Annotated in this window: 24 protein-coding genes and 1 tRNA gene; 18 read left to right on the top strand and 7 right to left on the bottom strand. The window is 57.6% G+C overall.

What is annotated here, in order from left to right; all coding sequences use genetic code 11:
* Positions 1 to 30: 30 nt before the first annotated feature.
* Positions 31 to 1893 carry an ABC-F family ATP-binding cassette domain-containing protein gene (locus KZZ06_RS02920; RefSeq protein ID WP_219578512.1) on the bottom strand — a complete coding sequence of 621 codons (1863 nt, stop codon included), beginning with the start codon at positions 1891 to 1893 and terminating at the stop codon, positions 31 to 33.
* Positions 1894 to 1997: 104 nt separating this feature from the next.
* On the opposite strand from KZZ06_RS02920, the gene ndk reads away from it, so the two are divergent.
* Entirely contained in the window at positions 1998 to 2420 is a 423-nt protein-coding gene (ndk, locus tag KZZ06_RS02915) for a nucleoside-diphosphate kinase (protein WP_219578511.1), read from the top strand.
* Positions 2421 to 2486: 66 nt separating this feature from the next.
* On the opposite strand, the gene KZZ06_RS02910 is transcribed toward ndk, so the two are convergent.
* The 3 genes from KZZ06_RS02910 to KZZ06_RS02900 all read right to left on the bottom strand — a co-directional run bounded on the left by KZZ06_RS02910 (position 2487) and on the right by KZZ06_RS02900 (position 3666).
* Entirely contained in the window at positions 2487 to 2897 is a 411-nt protein-coding gene (locus KZZ06_RS02910) for a DUF4112 domain-containing protein (RefSeq protein ID WP_219578510.1), read from the bottom strand.
* A gap of 96 nt (positions 2898 to 2993) precedes the next feature.
* A complete protein-coding gene (locus tag KZZ06_RS02905) occupies positions 2994 to 3326 on the bottom strand; it encodes a TfoX/Sxy family protein (protein ID WP_219578509.1) in 333 nt (110 codons plus the stop codon).
* A gap of 10 nt (positions 3327 to 3336) precedes the next feature.
* Positions 3337 to 3666, bottom strand: a complete 330-nt coding sequence (locus tag KZZ06_RS02900; RefSeq protein ID WP_219578508.1) for a hypothetical protein — start codon at positions 3664 to 3666, stop codon at positions 3337 to 3339.
* A 45-nt stretch (positions 3667 to 3711) separates the two neighbouring features.
* On the opposite strand from KZZ06_RS02900, the gene KZZ06_RS02895 reads away from it, so the two are divergent.
* The 7 genes from KZZ06_RS02895 (at position 3712) to KZZ06_RS02865 (ending at position 9333) form a co-directional block, all read left to right on the top strand.
* Positions 3712 to 3879, top strand: coding sequence for an RSP_7527 family protein (locus KZZ06_RS02895; protein ID WP_257884167.1), 168 nt, complete (start codon positions 3712 to 3714; stop codon positions 3877 to 3879).
* Between the two features lie 101 nt (positions 3880 to 3980).
* Positions 3981 to 4193: a DUF1127 domain-containing protein gene (locus KZZ06_RS02890; protein WP_219578506.1), complete on the top strand. Its 213-nt coding sequence runs from the start codon at positions 3981 to 3983 to the stop codon at positions 4191 to 4193.
* Between the two features lie 199 nt (positions 4194 to 4392).
* Entirely contained in the window at positions 4393 to 5367 is a 975-nt protein-coding gene (locus KZZ06_RS02885; protein ID WP_219578505.1) for a Gfo/Idh/MocA family oxidoreductase, read from the top strand.
* Between the two features lie 83 nt (positions 5368 to 5450).
* The gene (locus KZZ06_RS02880; RefSeq protein ID WP_219578504.1) at positions 5451 to 6098 is read left to right on the top strand and encodes a hemolysin III family protein; all 648 of its coding nucleotides are present in this window, start codon (positions 5451 to 5453) and stop codon (positions 6096 to 6098) included.
* A 225-nt stretch (positions 6099 to 6323) separates the two neighbouring features.
* Positions 6324 to 8096, top strand: a complete 1773-nt coding sequence (locus KZZ06_RS02875) for a Hint domain-containing protein (protein ID WP_219578503.1) — start codon at positions 6324 to 6326, stop codon at positions 8094 to 8096.
* A 110-nt stretch (positions 8097 to 8206) separates the two neighbouring features.
* Complete coding sequence (locus KZZ06_RS02870; protein ID WP_219578502.1) at positions 8207 to 8647, top strand: hypothetical protein; 441 nt, start codon at positions 8207 to 8209, stop codon at positions 8645 to 8647.
* The gene (locus KZZ06_RS02865) at positions 8644 to 9333 is read left to right on the top strand and encodes an HTTM domain-containing protein (protein ID WP_219578501.1); all 690 of its coding nucleotides are present in this window, start codon (positions 8644 to 8646) and stop codon (positions 9331 to 9333) included. The genes KZZ06_RS02870 and KZZ06_RS02865 overlap by 4 nt, the downstream gene beginning before the upstream one ends.
* Before the next feature lie 15 nt (positions 9334 to 9348).
* Here KZZ06_RS02865 and KZZ06_RS02860 read toward each other — a convergent pair whose 3' ends face one another.
* Positions 9349 to 10656, bottom strand: a complete 1308-nt coding sequence (locus KZZ06_RS02860; protein WP_219578500.1) for a GAF domain-containing sensor histidine kinase — start codon at positions 10654 to 10656, stop codon at positions 9349 to 9351.
* Positions 10657 to 10973: 317 nt separating this feature from the next.
* Positions 10974 to 11906 carry a LysR family transcriptional regulator gene (locus KZZ06_RS02855; protein ID WP_219578499.1) on the bottom strand — a complete coding sequence of 311 codons (933 nt, stop codon included), beginning with the start codon at positions 11904 to 11906 and terminating at the stop codon, positions 10974 to 10976.
* A gap of 113 nt (positions 11907 to 12019) precedes the next feature.
* On the opposite strand from KZZ06_RS02855, the gene KZZ06_RS02850 reads away from it, so the two are divergent.
* Positions 12020 to 12952, top strand: a complete 933-nt coding sequence (locus tag KZZ06_RS02850; protein ID WP_219578498.1) for a VOC family protein — start codon at positions 12020 to 12022, stop codon at positions 12950 to 12952.
* 10 nt (positions 12953 to 12962) lie between these two features.
* A complete protein-coding gene (locus KZZ06_RS02845; protein ID WP_219578497.1) occupies positions 12963 to 13571 on the top strand; it encodes an alpha/beta hydrolase in 609 nt (202 codons plus the stop codon).
* Positions 13572 to 13685: 114 nt separating this feature from the next.
* Here KZZ06_RS02845 and KZZ06_RS02840 read toward each other — a convergent pair.
* A tRNA-Ser gene (locus KZZ06_RS02840) sits at positions 13686 to 13776 on the bottom strand.
* A gap of 198 nt (positions 13777 to 13974) precedes the next feature.
* On the opposite strand from KZZ06_RS02840, the gene KZZ06_RS02835 reads away from it, so the two are divergent.
* The 8 genes from KZZ06_RS02835 to proB all read left to right on the top strand — a co-directional run bounded on the left by KZZ06_RS02835 (position 13975) and on the right by proB (position 20285).
* Positions 13975 to 14763: a DUF2059 domain-containing protein gene (locus tag KZZ06_RS02835; protein WP_219578496.1), complete on the top strand. Its 789-nt coding sequence runs from the start codon at positions 13975 to 13977 to the stop codon at positions 14761 to 14763.
* Entirely contained in the window at positions 14763 to 15572 is an 810-nt protein-coding gene (locus KZZ06_RS02830) for a hypothetical protein (RefSeq protein WP_219578495.1), read from the top strand. Before KZZ06_RS02835 ends, KZZ06_RS02830 begins: the two co-directional genes overlap by 1 nt.
* Positions 15573 to 15770: 198 nt before the next feature.
* Complete coding sequence (locus KZZ06_RS02825; RefSeq protein WP_219578494.1) at positions 15771 to 16496, top strand: 50S ribosomal protein L21; 726 nt, start codon at positions 15771 to 15773, stop codon at positions 16494 to 16496.
* A gap of 12 nt (positions 16497 to 16508) precedes the next feature.
* On the top strand, positions 16509 to 16778 hold the full coding sequence (gene rpmA, locus KZZ06_RS02820; protein WP_008225807.1) for a 50S ribosomal protein L27: 270 nt from the start codon (positions 16509 to 16511) through the stop codon (positions 16776 to 16778).
* Positions 16779 to 16980: 202 nt separating this feature from the next.
* Positions 16981 to 17583 carry a LysE family translocator gene (locus KZZ06_RS02815; RefSeq protein WP_219578493.1) on the top strand — a complete coding sequence of 201 codons (603 nt, stop codon included), beginning with the start codon at positions 16981 to 16983 and terminating at the stop codon, positions 17581 to 17583.
* Entirely contained in the window at positions 17580 to 18125 is a 546-nt protein-coding gene (locus KZZ06_RS02810) for a GNAT family N-acetyltransferase (RefSeq protein ID WP_219578492.1), read from the top strand. The genes KZZ06_RS02815 and KZZ06_RS02810 overlap by 4 nt, the downstream gene beginning before the upstream one ends.
* A gap of 28 nt (positions 18126 to 18153) precedes the next feature.
* A complete protein-coding gene (gene obgE, locus KZZ06_RS02805) occupies positions 18154 to 19188 on the top strand; it encodes a GTPase ObgE (protein WP_219578491.1) in 1035 nt (344 codons plus the stop codon).
* Positions 19176 to 20285 carry a glutamate 5-kinase gene (proB, locus tag KZZ06_RS02800; protein WP_219578490.1) on the top strand — a complete coding sequence of 370 codons (1110 nt, stop codon included), beginning with the start codon at positions 19176 to 19178 and terminating at the stop codon, positions 20283 to 20285. Before obgE ends, proB begins: the two co-directional genes overlap by 13 nt.
* The last annotated feature ends 42 nt before the right edge of the window (positions 20286 to 20327 follow it).

The raw sequence follows: 20327 nt of genomic DNA, 5'->3' as shown, positions 1-20327 counted from the left end.
AGAGAAGCCAAGCGAAGAGTGTGTCAGTCGTCAGGCGGAGGCTGTTTCAAGTTTTTCCAGAGCGGCCATCCAGATCGATTCCGCACGTTCAAGTGCGGCCATGACTTCGGCGTATTTTTTGTTCCACACCTCAAGTTCGCCGACTTTTTCCTTTTCGTAAAGGGCAGGGTCGGCAAGTTTCTTGGCCAGCTTGTCGCGCATGTCGTTGATTTTGGTCACGCGGGCCTCGGCGGTGCGCACTTCGGAACGCAGGGCAAGGATGTCTTCGCGCGAGGCGCGCTTGGGTTTTGGCGCTTCTTTCACCGGCTTGGCGTTCTTGCTGACGGGCTTTTCAACGGTCAGCAGCATTTTGCGATATGCTTCGAGGTCGTCCTCGTAGGGTTTGACTGTGCCGTCGGACACCAGCCACAGACGGTCGGCCACCATCGACAGCAGGTGCATGTCGTGGCTGACAAGGATCACAGCGCCGGAATAACGGGTCAGCGCCTCGACCAGTGCCTCGCGGGATTCGATATCGAGGTGGTTGGTCGGTTCATCGAGGATCAGCAGATGCGGCGCATCGAGCGTGGCAAGCAGCAGCGACAGGCGCGCCTTTTGACCACCGGACAGGCGGCCAACTTCGGTGTCGGCTTGATCGGGGCCAAGGCCGAAACCCGCCAGCTGTGCGCGCAGTTTTGACTGCATGACGCCGGGGCGCGCGGTGATCATGTGCTGCAACGGCGTTTCATTGATGATCAGTTCGTCGACCTGATGCTGGGCAAAGAAGCCGATGCGCAGCTTGTTGGAATTGACCGCTTTGCCTTCGAACAGGACCAGACGGTTGGACAGCAGTTTCGACAGGGTCGATTTGCCCTGACCGTTGCGGCCCAAAAGCGCGATGCGGTCGTCCTGATCGATGCGCAGGTTAAGGCGCGACAACACGGGCTGACCTTCGGTATAGCCGGTGGATCCGCCTTCGATGCTGATGATCGGTGGCGACAATTCATCGGGCTGCGGGAAGGTGAATACCTTGCGCGCTGCTTCCTCTGGTGGGGTGATTGTCACCATCTTTTCAATGGCTTTCATCCGCGACTGTGCTTGTTTGGCTTTGGATGCCTTGGCCTTAAAGCGGTCGACGAAGGCCTGCATGTGTGCCTTGTGCGCCTGCTGCTTTTTCGCAGCGGCAGACAGTTGCGCACGTTTCTCGGCGCGCATTTTAGCGAATTGGTCGTAGTTGCCTTGGTAATAGGTCAGCTTGCGGTCTTCGAGGTGCAAGATACCACCGACGGCGCGGTTCAACAGCCCACGGTCGTGGCTGATGATGATCACCGTGTGGGGGTATTTGGCCAGATAGTTTTCAAGCCACAGCGCCCCTTCGAGGTCGAGATAGTTGGTCGGTTCATCGAGCAGCAGCACATCGGGCTGCGCAAACAGAACACCCGCCAAAGCCACGCGCATGCGCCAGCCGCCGGAATAGGCCGAACAGGGCTGTTGCTGGTCGTGATCGTCAAAACCAAGCCCCTTGAGGATCGAGGCCGCACGCCCTTCGGCAGACCACGCGTCGATATCGGCAAGGCGGGTTTGCACCTCGGCGATGCGTACAGGATCCTTGGTGGTCTCGGATTCTGTGATCAGAGCGGCCCGTTCGGTATCCGCCGCCAACACCGTATCAATCAGCGACACGTCCGACGATGGCACCTCTTGCGCGACGCCGCCGATCTTGGCGCGGGACGGCAGGGTGATTTCACCCGCGTCCAAACCCAATTCCCCGCGAATGATGCGAAACAAGGTGGTTTTACCCGCGCCATTGCGGCCGACGAGGCCCACTTTATGACCTTCGGGAATGACGGCGCTGGCCTCCTCAAAGAGGGGGCGGCCTTCGACGGAATAGTTGATTTCTGAAATGCGTAACATGGGCGCGGTGTGAACCATGTCTGGCCCCGCGTCAATCGCGCCTTTTCACGCGGCAATCCCCATGTTAGGGAGCGCCCAAATTAACCCCACAAAGGAGAGCTATCATGGCCCTTGAGCGCACATTCTCGATCATCAAACCAGACGCAACACGCCGCAACCTGACCGGCGCAATCGTTAAGAAATTCGAAGACGCAGGCCTGCGCGTTGTCGCAAGCAAGCGTATTCACCTGTCCAAAGCACAAGCCGGTGAGTTCTACAAAGTACACGCCGAGCGTCCTTTCTATGACGAACTGTGCGAATTCATGGCGTCCGCGCCAATCGTTGCTCAGGTTCTGGAAGGCGAAAACGCCATCGCGAAAAACCGCGAAGTTATGGGCGCAACCAACCCAAGCGACGCAGCAGCCGGCACAATCCGCGCTGAATTTGCTGAATCAGTTGGCGAAAACTCGGTTCACGGGTCGGATGCACCTGAAGCAGCGGCAGAAGAAATCGCTTACTTCTTCTCGGGTCTTGAACTGGTTGGCTAAGCCCACCTGCATTTAAGAAATGTTTAAGGGTCGCAGGAAACTGCGGCCCTTTTTCGTATCAGCCGTTCACCCGCGCAAGCGGGGCTGATCTGAGGACAAACGCCCCGTGGCCACATCCAGCGCGACGCTGCGATCAGCCAAGTGATCGCTAAGCAAAGCGACATTGCGGGTGTTGGCCTTCCAACCGATGTCGAACAGGTCACCGATCAGTGGAATCGCACCGATCACCAAATCTATGCCAACATTCGCCCCCATCCGGCCCAGCACGGTGCTGCTTGCGCCCATGCGATGCGCCTCTTTTATAATGTAGCCGGCAGGGGCCAGAGCCAGCGCATCGCCGACCCCCGGCACCAGACCCAAGATTGAATCCCAACCCAAGCGGACGCCAAGCAGCGGAATGCGAAACGCATAATCCATTCTGCGGGCCAGCCGGTGCAGGCGGTCCAGATCATTTTCGGTGGTGGGGTTTAGCGCCATGGGGCCCTCATATGCATGTTGTTCACTAAACAACGCGCATGGGACGGTCCGGTTCCTATAAGGTCAAGGGTCGAGGGAGGGTGTGCGACCTGTATGCTATGAACTGAGCGTTCTGACGCCAATCTGGTCCATCATACGTTCAAATTCCGACTGGGCCGGGTCAATGGCCCGTGCCTTCATCGCGTCGAACTTGACGCGCAAGGCTTTCTTTTCGGCACCTTTGCAATCATTCCATGGGCGGCCCTGTAGTCCCATCACCAACACATAGTACCCTATGAAATGCGGGCGGTGTCCGGCGCGGAGCAGCATTTCATACGCGGCGTCTGCGCCAAGGTCGCGCAGTTCATCGGCGGTGTGGACGCCAACCTTGGCCAGGCTTTGTTCAAAAGCGGGGCCAAGATTACGGATAGAGGAAACAGGTTCGGACATGGCGCAAAGTTTACCGCGTCCGACGTCCGGTGTCACGCGTCAGATGCTGGCGTAATCCGTGAAAACCGGCACATTTGTCTGGGGCTGTGCTGGTTTTGATGGCGCAGGCGCGGCCTTGACGGGGGTGGGTATGCTTTGGGCCATTTGATTGCTCCGTAGGGGTGCGAAAGTCTATCTCGCGGGCCGGATAAAGATCACGTGCCACTCTGTCCATCCCAAGGCGGGTATGTGGCCATTCTGTGCCTGAAAACCAGCCCGAAATCGGCAACATCCCGCCGCCCGACAAGCCATGCAAAAACTGCATATCGACTATGGTTTGCACCTTTGCATGGTCAGGCACATATGCATCCCACGGGCAATGAAGCCCAGAAATGGAAAGCTGAAAATGACTACCAACGTTACATACCGTACCGCTACACCGTCAGAAGTTGACCGGATCCTTGCACGGGCCAATGCAGAACGCAGCGCGTTCCTCGCATCGCTCGCTACCAAAGCATCCGTAAAACTGCGCGGCCTGTTTGCGAAAACACCACGTGGGGCCGTTCCTGCGTAATTCCTGCGACTGATCCCGACCCTCCCTTAGGGATCAAAAAGCAGCACCAACCCGTTGCGGTGGATAGGCCACCGCAAACCGAAGATGAAAAGAGAAAAAAAATGAGCTATACAACAACAACCACGCCAAGCTTTGACGTAGCTGCAAAAATGCACAGCCTGATTGAAGGCTATCGCGCGAACCGCGCCCAAAAGCGCGCCGAACGTCAAACCTTTAGCGAACTTGCCGCAATGAGCGACCGCGATCTGGCCGATATCGGCATTGCGCGCGGCGAAATTCGCCACATTGCCGCACAGGCAGTCGTTCTGCGCTAAACCGCGTCCAGAACACCCCAGAGATTTCACCCCCGCATGGCCCCGCGCTATGCGGGGGTTTCATATTTTAGGGGGTGGGTTTTCGGCTCGCTGTTTGGGATGTTCCTGTGCTAGGTCAAGACAACGCAAGCCTTTGGCCGCCTTGGACGAATTGGTCAGGGGGGCACGGGAAACGGGCATCTGGAATTCGGGGAACGTCATGACAATCAAAACAGCAATCATCGGTCTGGGCATCATGGGGCAGCGCATGCTGGATCATATGCAGCAGCATCCCGCATATTCGGTCGTGGCGATCTGGGACCCCAGCGATGCGGCATGCAGCACAGCCAAGGCTGCCGCGCCTGATGTCACGCTGGCCGCTACCGCAGAAGACGCGATTGCCGCCGCCGATCTGATCTATCTTGCCTGTCCGCCCGTACCGCGCAAGGCCTATGCCTTGGCCGCTGCCGAGGCTGGCAAGGCTGTGTTCCTCGAAAAACCGCTGGGCATCGACATCGAAGAAAGCCGCGATCTTGTGGCAAAAATCGGTGCGTTCGGTGTGCCTGCTGCGGTTAACTTTACCCAAGCTGCTGGTGCCGCCCTGACGGATGTTCATGCCGCCGCCAAGGCAGGCGAACTTGGCGAATTGGCAGGCGCGGATATTATCGTGACCTATGCCGCATGGCCGCGCGCGTGGCAGCAGGCCGCCGATTGGCTGCGTTTTCGTGCTGAAGGCGGCATGACCCGCGAGGTTATCTCGCATTTTCTGTTCTTTTCCGAACGCATCTTAGGGCCGTTGGAACTGGTTTGGGCGCAACCCGATTATCCCGCAGGTGGTGCGTTGTGTGAAACCCATGTTGCCGCGCGGCTGGTATCGGCATCGGGCGCACCGGTCACTATCATGGGCAGTGTCGGCGGTGCGCAACCCGACCGTCAGGAATTGACCATCAAGGGGACCAAGGCCAGCAGGCGCATCTCGGAATTCTACCTTGATGATGTGTCGACGGGGGGCCCTTTCACCCCGATTGTTGAGGATTACGCAGACCCGCGTGCGACCAGCCTGCGCGCCCAGCTGGACGATCTGGTCCTGCTGATCGACGGCAAACCGAACCGTCTGGCCACCTTGCCCGAAGCGCTGCGCGTTCAAATCCTGATCGAAGCCATTTTAGCAGGCAAACCCGCGCCAGCCGCGTAAAATTAACGGGGCTGACGTACCGGCGTGGTGGACTTTGGGCAGGGCGGCGGCTACCGACGTCGCAAGCTTTGCCAGAGACACCTATGACAAATACAACTTTCCCGAGCTCAAACCCGCGCCATCGCCGTGCGGATATGGCGGTTCACGCTTTCGGATTGATGCTGGTTCTCGGTGCAGGCAGCGCGTTGATCACCAAGGCCACAGCGCAGTTGGGCACAGCGCAGATCATTGCCGTTTGGGTCTACGCGCTTTGCGCATTGGCATCTAATCTGGCGTCATGGTCCTATCATTTCCTGCCCTTGCATGCACAGCGCGTAAAGCTGCGCCGCATCGATCATGCCGCTATTTATCCCAGCATCGCGGGTACCTTCACGCCGTTCTTTGTCCAGGCGGGGACACCATGGACGATCTTTCTGTTGTGCCTGTGTTGGGGTCTGACTGTCGTGGCGATTTGGAACAAAATCACCAATGAACAGGTGAAATCGCGCTGGTCGACTGCATCGTACCTCGGGCTGGGGGCAATCGGTTTATGCGCGCTGCCCGATCTGAAAACGGTACCAATAGAAACGCTGTGGTGCGTCATTGCGGGCGCGGGTGCCTATGTCGTGGGGACGACTTTTTATGCCCGCAAGACCATGCCGATGCGGTATGCGATTTGGCACCTCTGGGTCAATATCGGCAGTATTTTGATGTTCATCGGAATCTGGCGCGCCTACTTTTACCCACTATAACCCGCACTGGTTGTGGCTCAGCGTAATCACGCCCACAACTCATGATTAATTGTTAAAGTTTTCTCAATAGTTACCTGAAAAGACAGTAAAAAACCGATCACATTTTCGAGTACTGGCTGTTGTAAGGAATGCTTTGCATATAAATAAACGAAGAATTTTGCTGCGTTTGAAAACCGGTTCGCTGCTGAACCGTTCACCCGCAGAGATACTTAAAAGGCTGCTTTGATGGCGACGATCAATGGGACTACGGGCTCTGATACTATTCAGGGCACGGCTGAAGACGACCAGATCACAACTGGTGCCGGGAATGACCGCATATCCGGCGAAGGCGCAGATGACTGGATCGACGGCGGTGCAGGCAATGACGTTATATTCGGCGATGCGGGCATAGGCACCGCACCCGGCAATGACGCAACGCCCGTTACGCTGTCGTTTGACAACCGCGTTTCAAACTCCGTCGGCAATGCGATGCCGGGCGATGCGGTCGTGTACCGCGACGTCGCCACATTGACTGACGGAACGCCGGTTTACGGGCGGTTGGTTCTGGTCAGCACAACCAATTCAAATATGCCGGTCAGCCTGGCAGGGGGCGAAGGGTCTGAAATCCTTTTGAACTCGGGGCAAGGGTCCAATACCAAATACGGCGGGGCAAAGGTGACCTTCCGGTTGGAATTCTTTAATCCGGTCACAGGTGCGCCTGTCTCTTTGAACTCGACCGCGACGTTCAATGACCTGGACAGAAACAGGGTTGGCGATCAGGAATCCGTGACGCTGGATGCCGATAGTTTTACCGCCTTTGCGACCAGCGACGATTCTGCGCTGATCGTGACCACCAAAAACGGCAACGTGACAGCCGCGGGCACACAACAGAACGACCCGAACGATCAGGATTCGTGGTTCTCTGGCCAGTTCGAGGACCGCGAGTTCATTGAATTCACCCTAGAAACACGTACAACACAGTCAGGCTTTACCCTGTCCGGCGATCTGATCGACGAACCGGTCACAGTGCCGATCGAGGCTGGCAATGACACGCTTTTGGGCGGGTTGGGCGATGACACGCTGCTGGGCCAAGGCGGCGATGACAGTCTGGACGGCGGTGACGGCAGCGATCAGATGTTTGGCGGCGAAGGTAACGACACGCTGACCGTCGGCGGTGGCAACGATCTGGCCGAGGGCGGGCAGGGGTCCGACCTGATCAACTTTACCTCGGGTGGCAACCACACGATTGTCGGCGGCGAAGACGCCGATGGGCAGGATATTGATGTTCTCGATCTGACCGGCCTCGATAAGTCGCTTTATACATTGACGAAAGACGGTCCTGAATCCGGCAAGATCGTATTCCGGGATACCCATGGGAACGTCACTGGCACAACAACCTATTCCGAGATCGAAGAGATCGTAATCTGCTTTACGCCCGGCACGCGCATCGCCACCCGTCGCGGTGAAATTCCTGTGCAGCAGCTGAAAGTAGACGATCAGGTGATCACCCGCGACAACGGCTTGCAGCCCGTCCGCTGGATCGGCCGCCGGAACCTTAGCCGCTCAGACCTTGCCGCGACGCCCGACTTTAATCCGATTGTGATCCGGGCAGGGGCCTTGGGCAACAATCTCCCGCAATGGGATATGGCGGTCAGCCCGAACCACCGGATGTTGGTGACGTCCAATCAGGCCGAGGTCATGTTTAGCGAACGCGAAGTTCTGGTCGCGGCCAAGCATCTTGTCGGGCTGGACGGGGTCGAACAAACCCGCCCCGCGCGGGTCAGCTATATCCACGTCATGTTCGACCATCACGAGGTGGTGCTTGCAGATGGCGCATGGGCAGAAAGCTTTCAACCGGGTGAACATTCGATGGCGGGCATTCTGTCAGAGCAACGCGATGAAATACTGGCGCTGTTCCCCGAGTTGCAGAAACCTGAAGGGCTGTCGGGTTATGTCGCCGCCCGCCGCCTGCTGCGCGCCCATGAAGCGCGGCTTTTGACCGCGGAAACCGTCCACTAAACCGGCGCAACGCAGGCACCCTTTTCGCCAAAGGGTGCCTGCCGCGCGTCTGCGCAACACCGGGTTCTCGAATTCACGTGATGTTAATGGCCTGATCGTTAACTCTGGTCATGCTGAAAACCCTGTCGCTTGTTCTACCTGTGTTGCTGCCGTCCTGGCGGTTTTTCCAAACGATTGAACCATCGCCGCGGGTACAATGGACCGTGCTGTCACAGGGCGGTGTGGCCTTGGGCGATTGGCAGGAATTCAGACCGCGCCCCGTGGCGATACCTGCGGTGCAGATGTTTGCCCGGTTGTTTTGGAATGCCCGCAGAAATGATGCGTTATTTGTGGTAAGCTGCGCAGAACGCATTGCCGAAAATCCAACGCCCCACAGTATCAACGAAATATCGCGCCGCATTCTAGATGACCTCGAACAGCGCCCCGCGGATAGCCACGTAAGCGCGGCGCAATTCCGTCTGGTTTTCATGTCCCGCGATGAAACCGGCATTTCCCAAGACATCCTGTTCCTGTCCACCCCATTCCCTGTCGCCGGTGCAGCACCCCGATGACGTTGGATTTTGCGTTGGGGGCCACTGAAATCCTGCTGGCCATCGCCTTTTTACAGCAATCAGCCGAACATATATCGGGCTCGCACACGGCGCGGCTGCTGTTTATTCCCCGCGCCACCCTCGCCGTTGCGCTGTTGACAGGGCTGCACAGCCAGTGGGTTCTGCTCGCGCTCAGCGTCCATAGCTTATTTGTTCTGCACCGCTTTCAAGGGCCCTATAATGGCGGCAGCGATCGCATGGGGCTGTTGATCCTGTACTGCCTGTGCCTGTCACGTTGGTTGCCAGCGGGATTACTTTCACAAGCCACATTCGGATATCTGGGCATACAGGTCATCCTGTCATATTTCATCTCTGGCCAAGTCAAGATCGTGAACCCCGAATGGCGCAGCGGGCGTGCGCTGGCGGATGTGTTCAGCTTTTCGGCATATCCCGTTGCAGAAAAACTGCGCGGTTTGGCCAACTGGCCACGGCTGCTGTGGGGGGCATCTTGGGCGGTCATGCTCTTTGAGGTGCTATTCCCGTTAAGCTTCCTTAACGCGACAGTCCTGAGCGCGGCGCTGGTACTGGCGGCTACGTTCCATTTGGCAAATGCGTGGCTGTTTGGTCTGAACCGCTTTTTATGGTTCTGGATCGCCTCCTATCCCTCGCTGATCTGGCTACAGTCGCGCATCATCGAGGGGGGATAAGCGATGGCTAAACACCTATTCGCTGGCGGTATCTTGAGGGCCGGTCGCAGGGAAACGGATCGTAAATTCTGTTCCGACGCCAAGTTCGCTTTCATAGTCGATGCTCGCGTTATGCTGCGTTAATATCTGTTTACAGATGTGCATCCCCAGCCCGGTCCCGCTTTGCGATCGCGTGTCAGAACCGTCCACCTGAGAGAAGAGGCCGAAAACCTTTTCCTTGGACCCCTCTGGAATACCCACACCGTCGTCTTTGACCGCTATCTGCGGGCCATCCTTGGCACAGTTAAGGCTGATTTCGACATGCCCCCCCCGTTTCGAGAATTTGAACGCGTTAGACAGGACATTGGCCAACACCCGATCCAGTTGGGCTTTGTCGCCTGAGACAACGCAAGACGGACCGGTCCCCGACACTTTCAGGGTCACATTCCTGTCGGCGGCATAGCTGCGATAGGCCTCGGCGGATGTCTCGATCAGTTCGCTCAGGTCAACGGGGCCATAGCTGGATTGCGGTGTGCCGAACTCGTTCTTTTGCAGTTTAAGGATGTCATCGACCAACGAAAGAAGCCGCTCGCTGTTCTGACAGGCGATTTCAATCAACCGTTGGGTCTTTGATGATCCGGCCTGCTGCGCGTCATTCCTCATCAGGCTCAACGCGCCCTTGATCGAGGTCAAAGGCGTACGCAGTTCATGGCTGACAATCGACACGAATTCGTTCTTGGTGTTTTCCGCGGCAACAAGCTTTTCCATCGAACTTCGCAGGGTATCTGTCAGCGCGGCCATTTCCGAGTTCCGCATCGCAAGCTCTTTGGAATAATCGATTAAATCCATCTTTTCACGGTAGGAAACGATCAACGCGGTGATCGCTTTGGCAATCTTTGACAAGTCTGCTTTGACGTCGTCGGAATAGGTTTTTGCTTCGGTGTCCAGCACGCATAACGTGCCAAGCCGGATTTCATCCTCGGGTTCCAGAACCGTCCCCAGATATGACCGGAAACCCGGGGCACCTGCAACAAACGGATTATCAGCAAACCGCGGATCGGCCCGCGCGTCGTTCACTTCGAATTGTTCGCTGTGCATGATTGCATGCGCGCAGAACGACACATCCCTGCTGGTCTGTTTCACATCACCCAAGCCGACCCCCGCCAGAATGTTCTGCTCGGTCTCGTCAATCAAAGTCACCAAGGCAACCGGTGCCCCTGTCAAACTCGATGCGACGTCGCACAGCCCATCAATTTCCTCAAAGGTAAGCGAGAGGTCGAGGCCCAAACGATGCAGATACGCCAATCGTTCGGCTTCGTTCGCCGGGGCTGGGGGTTTCATCATGCGACAGCCACCGTCGTCGCTGATATTTTAATAATAATTGCCTTAATGCGGGTCATCGTATCCTCATTCAGTCCAAGACCAGCTCGGCCAATTTCGTCTTCTGGTGGAAACTTAACCACCTTGCATGCGGTAATAATACTTAGATTTCTATGCTTGTTGTCAGTACTGGCCACCCTCATAAAAGACGATATTGGCAATTCTAAGACTGCCTGAAGGATCCGCCGAAAGTGGTGGTGCTGCCCGTATTATATGGGGTAATCAGCCACGTTTCTTGACGGCGGCTGCGTGTTATCGCCAAGCCGCACAGCCTGTGCCGCCTAACTGCCGGGCCTTGTTTTCTCTGTGTGAAAGGCAAATTCCGTGGCCTCACTTAGATGTACCTCGAAAAAATCCGTAAAGGTGGCCACCAAGGGCGGCAGCACGTCATAGGGCGGGTAAAACAGCGTAAGCCAAAGCGGCGAAATGACCCAGTCGGTCAACAAAGGTTCCACATCTCCGGCGGCGATCCCGTCGTTAACGATGAAATCCGGCAGCACGGTTATTCCGTTCCCCAGTCTCGCCAGCGAATACAGAAAATCTCCGTTATTCGACGTTATAGCACCTCCCGCCGTGATCGTTCTTTTTATTCCATCCTTGCGAAACGTCCAATCCTCGGCCTTCCCGGATGAGGTATAGGACATACAAAAATCAGGGTTCAGATCATCCGGCGTCTCGGGCCGCTGCATCCGTTCAAGCAAGGCCGGGGATGCGACCGCATGGCGGGGCACCTCGCAAATCTTGCGCCAGATCGTTGATTTATCGCTGGGCGGGCCCGATACACGAATGGCAAGGTCACAGTTTTCCTGCACGACATCCACCAGCCGGTCGGTCAGCGTCACATCGACCAAGATATTAGGATAGGCCAGCCTAAACCGGTCAATCACCGAGGGCAGCAACCGCACCCCCAGCGACAATGGCGCATTGATAGACAACCGTCCACGATCCGGTCGCACAGCGCGCGTGATCTCTTCGGTGACTTGATCAAAGCTGTCGACCACTGGGCCAAAACGCGCCGCCACCATCGCGCCGGCACTGGTCAGCGCCACTTGCCGCGTCGTGCGCACCAACAGCTGCTGGCCCAGATCCTGCTCCAGCTTGGCAACGATGCGCGTGACCGACGCTGGCGTCATGTTCAGGCTGCGGGCGGCTGCGGCAAAGCTGCTCAGCGCGACCACCTTCAAGAATACTCTGATTGGTTTGATGTCTTGCATGGGCCATTATTGCAATATCGACAACAGTTAATGCAATAACATATCCATTCTTAATAATGATGCCCCACGCTATATTGGCTGCAACAGAATTGGATGACTTGAAAGGCGACACCATGATCAAGCAAATCAAAGGCCTGCACCACGTCACGTCGATGGCAGCCGATGCGGCAGAGAACAACAGGTTTTTCACCCAGACCCTTGGCCTGCGGCGCGTCAAGAAGACCGTCAACTTTGACCAGCCAGACGTCTATCACCTTTATTATGGCGACGAGATCGGCACACCCGGGTCCGTGATGACATATTTCCCTTTCGGTCAGATGCCGCGCGGGCGTCGCGGCACAGGCGAGGTGGGCACAACCGAATTTGCCGTACCCAAGGGGGCGTTGCCGTTCTGGAAAGAGCGGCTGGGTAACCACGGCGTCGGCGGTCTGTCCGAAAGCAGTTTTCTGGGCGAAAACCGTCTGCGGTTTGACGGGCCCGATGGCGACGGCTTTGCGCTGGTCGAAAGCGAAGCGCGCGACCGGACCCCTTGGACCGGTGCAGATGTGCCAGAAGAGGCGGGCATCTTAGGTTTTCACGGCGCGCGTTTCACCCTGCGGGATGCGGCGGCAACCGGTGAGCTGCTGAGCTTTATGGGGTATCAGAAAGATGAAACCGTAGGCGACGTGACACGCTACCGGATCGAAGGCGGCAACGCGGCGGATACGATCGACGTTGAAGAACTGCGCGGCGCAAAAACCGCAGGGCAGGGCGCCGGATCGGTGCACCACATCGCCTTTGCCGTCGAAAACCGCGCGGCACAGCTTGAGGTGCGCCAGGCGTTGATGGACACCGGATATCAGGTAACCCCAGTGATAGACCGCGATTATTTCTGGGCGATCTACTTTCGGACCCCCGGCGGCGTGCTGTTCGAAGTGGCCACCAACGAGCCCGGCTTTGACCGTGATGAGGATACCGCGCAATTGGGTCAGGCGCTGAAACTGCCCGACCGTTACGAGGCAAACCGCGCCCAGATTGAAAGCCTGCTGCCAGCGATTGACGGATAAGGAGACCACCATGACGACCGACACATTTCATGCATTGACGAAATCCCCTGATGCCGGCGCGCCGTTGATCTTTGCGTTCCACGGCACCGGTGGCGACGAGACCCAGTTCTTTGATCTGGCGGGATCGATCATTCCAGGGGCAGGGGTCGTGTCGCCCCGCGGTGATGTTTCCGAAGGCGGTGCTGCACGTTACTTCCGGCGCACCGGTGAAGGCGTCTATGACATGGACGATCTTGCCAAGCGTACTACCGCAATGGCGGCCTATGTCGCGGCCCATAAGGCAAAGCACCCCGGCTCGCCCGTCTATGGTTTTGGCTACTCGAACGGGGCCAACATCCTCGCCTCGGTGGCCATGGCGCAACCTGATCTATTCGACCGCATCGGATTGCTGCACCCGCTGATCCCGTGGCAACCAGCCCCGACCCCCGGCCTTGCTGGCAGACGCGTTCTGATCACCGCAGGCAAACACGACCCGATTTGCCCGTGGCCGCTAAGCCAGCGTTTGATCGACTGGTTTGATGCACAAGGCGCGCAGGTGACCACAGAAATCCACGATGGCGGTCACGAACTGCGCCAGCCCGAACTGCTGGCGCTGCAAACGCTGCTTACCAAGACGTAAGCCGACACCAGCGCCGCCACCAAAACTGGCCGCGCTGATCACAAAACATCCCAGCCGCCACATAGGCCGCTGAAAACTAAGTTCTCGAATAGTGCCAATTTTGAATGGGGGTAATGGCGGAGAGACAGGGATTCGAACCCTGGGAACCCTTTAGAGGCTCAACGGTTTTCGAAACCGTCCCGTTCGACCACTCCGGCACCTCTCCGCATCGGTGTGGTGCGCTCGTTTAGTCCCGATTGGACGGGCTGACAAGGGGGGCGGCGGTATAATTCTGGGTCACGGGGATTTTCATTGCTGCGCGTCTGATTTGTCCTAGATTAAGGGGGGATGATAATAATGGGATCACGCGATGCAGGCGCTTCAGAAAATTTGTCACTTGGTCATTTTGGCAGCTACGGTCTGGATGACCGGTTTCGCAGGTCCCTCCAATGCTGCTGACAGGGAGCGCGTTGATGCGTTTCTTGAGGTGACGGGATTTGGCGTGGCACTGGAAAGCATCCGGCTGTCGGCCGATTCAGCGCCTGATATGCTGGGTATTGATGCGGAGGCCTTCGGGTCTGAATGGTCGCGGCTGGTGCGCGAGGTATTTGACACGGATGTCATGTTGCAGATGGGCTCTGACATTCTGACGCAAACGCTAAGTGATGATACGCTAGAGCATGCGGCGGCGTTCTATGCGTCGGACCTGGGCAAACGGTTGGTTACTGCTGAAAACGCATCGCATATGAACGAGGATGGCGCGGCCAAGTCAGAGGCAGGTGCCGCGATCCTGAGCGGATTGCAGCGGGTTAATCCCGCCCGTGTCGCGTTGTTAGAGCAATTGAACGCGGCAAGCGATGTGGAAGACAGTTCGATCCGGGCAATCCAAGAGGTGCAGATCAGGTTTTTGATGGCCGCAGCTGGGGCAGGGGTCATCCGCTTGCAAATGGAAGAACCCGACCTGCGCGAAGCCGTCCGCAGCCAAGAGGCCGAGATGCGCGTATCGATCAAGAAAAACGCGCTGGAAGGATCGGCCTATACCTATCAGGCGTTCTCGGACGCAGAGGTGCTGGCCTATGCGCAGGCGCTGGAACACCCCAAGATGCAAGAGGTCTATGCCCTGATGAATGCGGTGCAATACGAAATTATGGCCAACCGCTTCGAGGCAGTAGCGCAGCGTTTGGCGGGCATGCAGCCCAGTCAGGATCTATGATGCGTCTATTATTTGTTACGCCGCTTTTGTGGCTGTTGGCTGCACCGCTGTGGGCCGACGCACGGGCGCAGGTCATGATGGATGTTCTCAAGATCCAAGAAGTCGCGGTGATCTTGCAGACCGAGGGGTTGGAGTATGCCCAGACTCTGAACGCGGAAATGTTGAATGGGCAGGGGGGCCCCGGCTGGCAGTTGCAGGTCGATGCGATTTACAGCCCGCAACGGATGACCGAAACCTTGCGCGGTTTTCTTGAGGCCGAGCTGCAAGGTGACATGCGCGAGCAGACGATCGATTTCTTCGCCTCGGGCGTCGGCGCACAGGTCATCACGCTGGAGAACGCCGCGCGTGCCGCCATCAGTGACCAAGACATCGAAAACGCCGCCCGCACCAAGTTTGCCGCGGTCGAAGGCAGTGATGATCCGCGGCTGGCCCGGATTGCCGCGCTGATCGACAGCGGTGATATGATCGACCGCAATGTAACCGCCGCGATGAATTCGAACTATCAGTTCATGCGGGGTTTGGCCGATGGTGGTGCCGTGGACATGACCGAGCAGGAAATGCTGGCAGAGGTCGGCGAACAGCAAGACGAGATTACCGAGGACACCACAGGCTGGCTTTATGGTTATTTGTTGCTGGCCTATTCACCGCTGGATGATGCGTCGTTGGACCATTATATAGCCTTTGCACAAACCAAGGCGGGGATTGCGCTGAACCGGGCACTGTTTGACGGCTATGGTGCCGCCTATGCAGAGATTTCATATGCCTTGGGCCGGGCCGTCGCGCTGAATATGGTCGCAGAGGAGCTTTAGCCCCTAAAACCCCGGTTCGCCGCTTGACATAAAGGCGGCGGTGGTGCATTTGGCAGCTCTCAACCCAAAGGTATCCGTCTTGGATGCCTTTATTATTTTATGATCATCCCGAAATGGGGTGCGCTGTCCGAGGTGGGCCTAGGCCCGAAAACTCCCGCTCTGGGGACCACAGGACGCGAAAGCGAAAAAGGAATACGCATGTTTGCGGTCATCAAGACAGGCGGCAAGCAGTACAAAGTTCAATCCGGCGATATGCTTCGGGTAGAACGTTTGGCTGCTGACGCGGGCGAAACAGTCCAATTCAACGAAGTTCTGATGCTGGGCGGCGACAGCCCTGTTGTTGGTTCCCCTATGGTAGACGATGCCGGCGTTCAGGCCGAAGTTGTTGACCAGATCAAGGGCGAGAAAGTCATCCACTTCGTCAAGCGCCGCCGGAAGCACTCCTCCAAGCGCACCAAGGGCCACCGTCAAAAGCTGACGCTGGTTAAAATCGGCGAGATCATGGCATCTGGCGCAGGCAAGTCCGGCGCAAAAGCAGCCATCGGTACAGGTTCGGTAAGCGCAGCAGCCGTTGCAGCCATCGAATCCAACGCAGCCGCCAAGGTTGACGCAGCCAAGCCTGCGAAGAAAACCAAAGCAGAGAAAAAAGCGGCAGCACCTGCTGCTGAAAAGCCCGCGAAGGCAGCCAAAGCAAAGCCAGCCAAAAAAGCGGCAGCAGCTGAAGGCGCAGACGATCTGAGCAAGATCTCTGGCGTTGGCCCCGTCATCGTTGGCAAGCTGAACGGCGAAGGCGTCACCACATTTGCACAAATCGCAGCGTGGACAGATGCAGACGTAGAAGCAATCGAAGAGAAACTGTCGTTCAAAGGTCGTGTGGGTCGTGAAGACTGGATCGCACAGGCCAAAGAACTGGCAAAAGGCTAAGGAGAGACACCAATGGCACATAAAAAAGCAGGCGGTTCATCCCGTAACGGTCGCGACTCCGCAGGGCGTCGTCTTGGCGTAAAGAAATACGGCGGCGAAGCTGTTATTCCCGGCAACATTCTGGTGCGTCAGCGCGGCACAAAATTCTGGCCAGCTGAAGGCGTTGGCATGGGTAAAGATCACACCATCTTTGCCAAGGTCGACGGTAAGGTTCAGTTCCACAAGGGTCTGAAAAACCGCACGTTTATCTCGGTCCTGCCAGTGGCAGAAGCCGCAGAGTAAGCCGTACCTACTAGGGTTTTAAAAAAATTCGGGGATCGGCGGAAACGCCGGTCCTTTTTTGCTGTTAATCAATTGTTCAATCTCTCTGTCCAGAAAGGAAGGGCTAGATGACACTGCCACAACGCTCTTTCCGGATCATTGGCAACGCGGCGCGCGCAAAATGCGTGGCCGCAGGGACATTCTTGTCGGCAGGTAAACTGTCATGAGCGTCGCAATCGCATCACTGGCGGTATTCGCCCTCAGTCAGGTTGGCACACCGGGCCCGGCAAACATGGCGATGATGGCCACCGGCGCGCGCTTTGGATTTCGCGCCGCGCTGCCGTTCGTGGCAGGCGTGGTGTTGGGCAAACAACTGATCATCTGGCCCATCGGCTTTGGCCTGATGCAACTGGCCGAACGTGCGCCACTGCTGTTTACCACGCTGAAATTCGCCTCGGCGGCCTATATCATCTGGCTGGCATGGAAGGTTGCAAACCTGCGGCTGGGGCTGGGGCACGAAACCGAAAATGCCCCCGGATTTCTGGCCGGGCTGATTGTGCACCCGCTGAACCCCAAGGCATGGGCGATGATCGTCGGCAGCTTTACCGCCTTTGTCGCCCCCGGCACGCCGACCTTGGTTGCCACCGCGACAGTCGCGGCCGTGTTGCTATGCTGTCAGATCGCTTTGCACCCCCTTTGGACACTTGCAGGGGCAGCTATTGCAAAGACCGTCGCCGGCACCATCTGGGAGAAATACCTGATGTGGACCTTGGCCGGTCTGACAGTTGCATCAGTCCTATTCGTACTGTTCGGAGGAGGAACATGACGGTGGAAATTCTGAAACTATCCACACCACAGCCCGTAATTGAAACGGAACGCTTTGACCTGCGCCCTGTGCGCCGCTCTGATCTGGGGATGATCGAACTTTACGCCAGCGATCCCCGCGTCGCGATGAGCACGGTCGCCATTCCGCATCCGCTGCCCCCCGGCGTGATCGACGCCTATATCAAACGCGCCACCAGCGACGAGCGTGTCGAAGACGTGTGGGTTATGGACGGGCTGAAAACCGGCGGTGCAGAAGTCATGGGGGTGATTTCCCTTGTCAAAATGGACCGCGACCAATCCGAGGTCGGCTATTGGGTCGCACCCGCATTCTGGAACACCCATTTGGCATCCGAAGCCGTGCAAGCGCTGGTTCAGGCCAACCCGCTTGGCAACAAGAACATGTTCGCCTCGGTGTTTCGCGACAACCCCGCCTCGGCCAAAGTATTAACAAACGCAGGTTTCCGCTATCTCGGGACTGCCGAAAGCTATTGTCTGGCGCGCGAGACCTGCGTACCTACATGGACATATAGCATCAAACTGTGATCTGCCGCGCCCCGGAAAGGCCCCTGAAATGAAGTTTCTCGACCTGTGCAAAGTCTACATCCGCTCTGGCGCAGGCGGGGGCGGCTGTGTGTCGTTCCGCCGCGAGAAATACATCGAATACGGTGGCCCCGATGGTGGTGATGGTGGCAACGGTGGTTCCGTCTGGGCCGAGGCCGTGGACGGTCTGAACACGTTGATCGATTTCCGCTATCAGCAGCACTTTTTCGCCCGTAACGGCCAGCCCGGCATGGGCAAGCAGCGTACCGGCAAAGACGGCGATGATATCATTCTGCGCGTCCCCGTCGGCACCGAATTGCTGGACGAGGATCAGGAAACCGTTCTCGCCGACATGACAGAACTGGGCCAGCGCGTTGAACTGGCACGTGGCGGCAATGGCGGCTGGGGCAACCTGCACTTTAAATCGGCCACCAACCAAGCGCCACGTCGCGCCAACCCCGGCCAAGAAGGGGTTGAACGCACGATCTGGCTGCGCCTGAAACTGATCGCCGATGTGGGGCTTTTGGGCCTGCCAAACGCGGGCAAATCCACGTTTCTGGCTGCAACCTCTAACGCGCGCCCGAAAATCGCCGACTATCCCTTCACAACTTTGCACCCGAATTTGGGCGTTGTGGGCGTGGATAACACCGAATTTGTGGTCGCCGACATTCCCGGCCTGATCGAAGGTGCGTCCGAAGGGCGCGGCCTTGGCGATCTGTTCCTGGGCCACGTGGAACGCTGCGCCGTTCTGTTGCATTTGATCGATGGCACCTCTGCGACCATCGCCGAGGATTACCAAACCATCATCACCGAGCTTGAAAAATACGGCGGTGATCTGGCCGACAAGCCGCGCGTGACAGTGTTGAACAAGATCGATGCATTGGACGAAGAAGAACGCGAAGCGGCCCGCGTCGAATTGGAAGAAGCCTGCGGCGGCGAGGTCATGATGATGTCTGGCGTCGCCCGCGAAGGCGTGACCGACGTGCTGCGTGCATTGCGCGGCCAGATCGACGATGACCGCCTGCGGTTCCGCCCCGCCGAGGAAGAAGCACCTTGGGCACCCTAAGCGACGGCAAACGTATTGTTGTTAAAATTGGCTCGGCCCTGTTGGTGAACCGGGCGACGGGCAAGCTTCGCGCCGATTGGTTACGCTCGCTTGCGCAAGACGTCGCATGGCTCAAGGGGCAGGGCAAAGATGTCGTGCTCGTCTCCTCAGGCTCCATCGCTTTGGGGCGCGGCGTGTTGGGGTTGCCCGCTACAACACTCGCATTGGAACAATCCCAAGCGGCCGCCGCCGTTGGCCAGATCCGCCTTGCCCGCGCGTACGAAGAGGCGCTTGAACCCCACGGCATCACCACAGCGCAGGTGTTGGTCACCCTCGAAGACAGCGCCGACCGCCGCCGCTATCTCAACAGCCGCGCCACGATGGAGCAGTTGTTGTCGCTAGGCGCAGTACCAATCGTCAATGAAAATGACACCGTTGCCACCGATGAAATCCGATTTGGCGACAACGACCGCCTTGCCGCACAAATCGCGGTGACGGTGGGGGCGGATCAGCTGATTTTGCTCTCGGATGTTGACGGGTTTTATTCGGCGAACCCCAACGATGACCCGGCTGCCATCCGCTATGAAACCGTCACCACCATCACCCCCGAGATCGAGGCACAAGCCGGTGATGCAGGCTCAGGTCTATCCAAGGGCGGGATGAAAACCAAATTGATGGCCGCCAAAACCGCAACTGCCGCGGGCTGCGCCATGGCCATCTCCGAAGGGTCGCCCCTACGCCCGTTGTTTGCCCTGGAAAACGGCGCGAATGCGACGTGGTTTACCGCGCAATCCGACCCCCAGACGGCACGTAAACTGTGGATCACTGCGATGAAACCACGCGGCAGTGTGACCCTTGACGCCGGTGCCGTTGCGGCCATGTCTCGGGGTAAATCGCTGCTGCCTGCTGGTGTGACAGCGGTGCAGGGTCCGTTCGCACGGGGCGACAGTATTTCGATCTTGACGCCGGATGGTCACCCGATCGGCTATGGGCTTACGCGCTATTCCTCTCACGAGGCCGAGATCATCAAAGGCCGCCAAAGCACTGAAATAGAACACCTTTTGGGGTCACCGGGCCGTGCCGCACTGATCCACCGGGATGATCTTGCACTATCTTGATTTCCAAATGGTTTAAAATCCTCGCCGAAGGCTTTAGGTAGT

It is taken from the genome of Sulfitobacter sp. CW3 (assembly GCF_019392245.1).
In the GTDB taxonomy this organism is placed as follows: domain Bacteria; phylum Pseudomonadota; class Alphaproteobacteria; order Rhodobacterales; family Rhodobacteraceae; genus Sulfitobacter.
The sequence above is the reverse complement of the archived record's forward strand: the minus strand, read 5'-3'. Positions and strand labels throughout refer to the sequence as shown.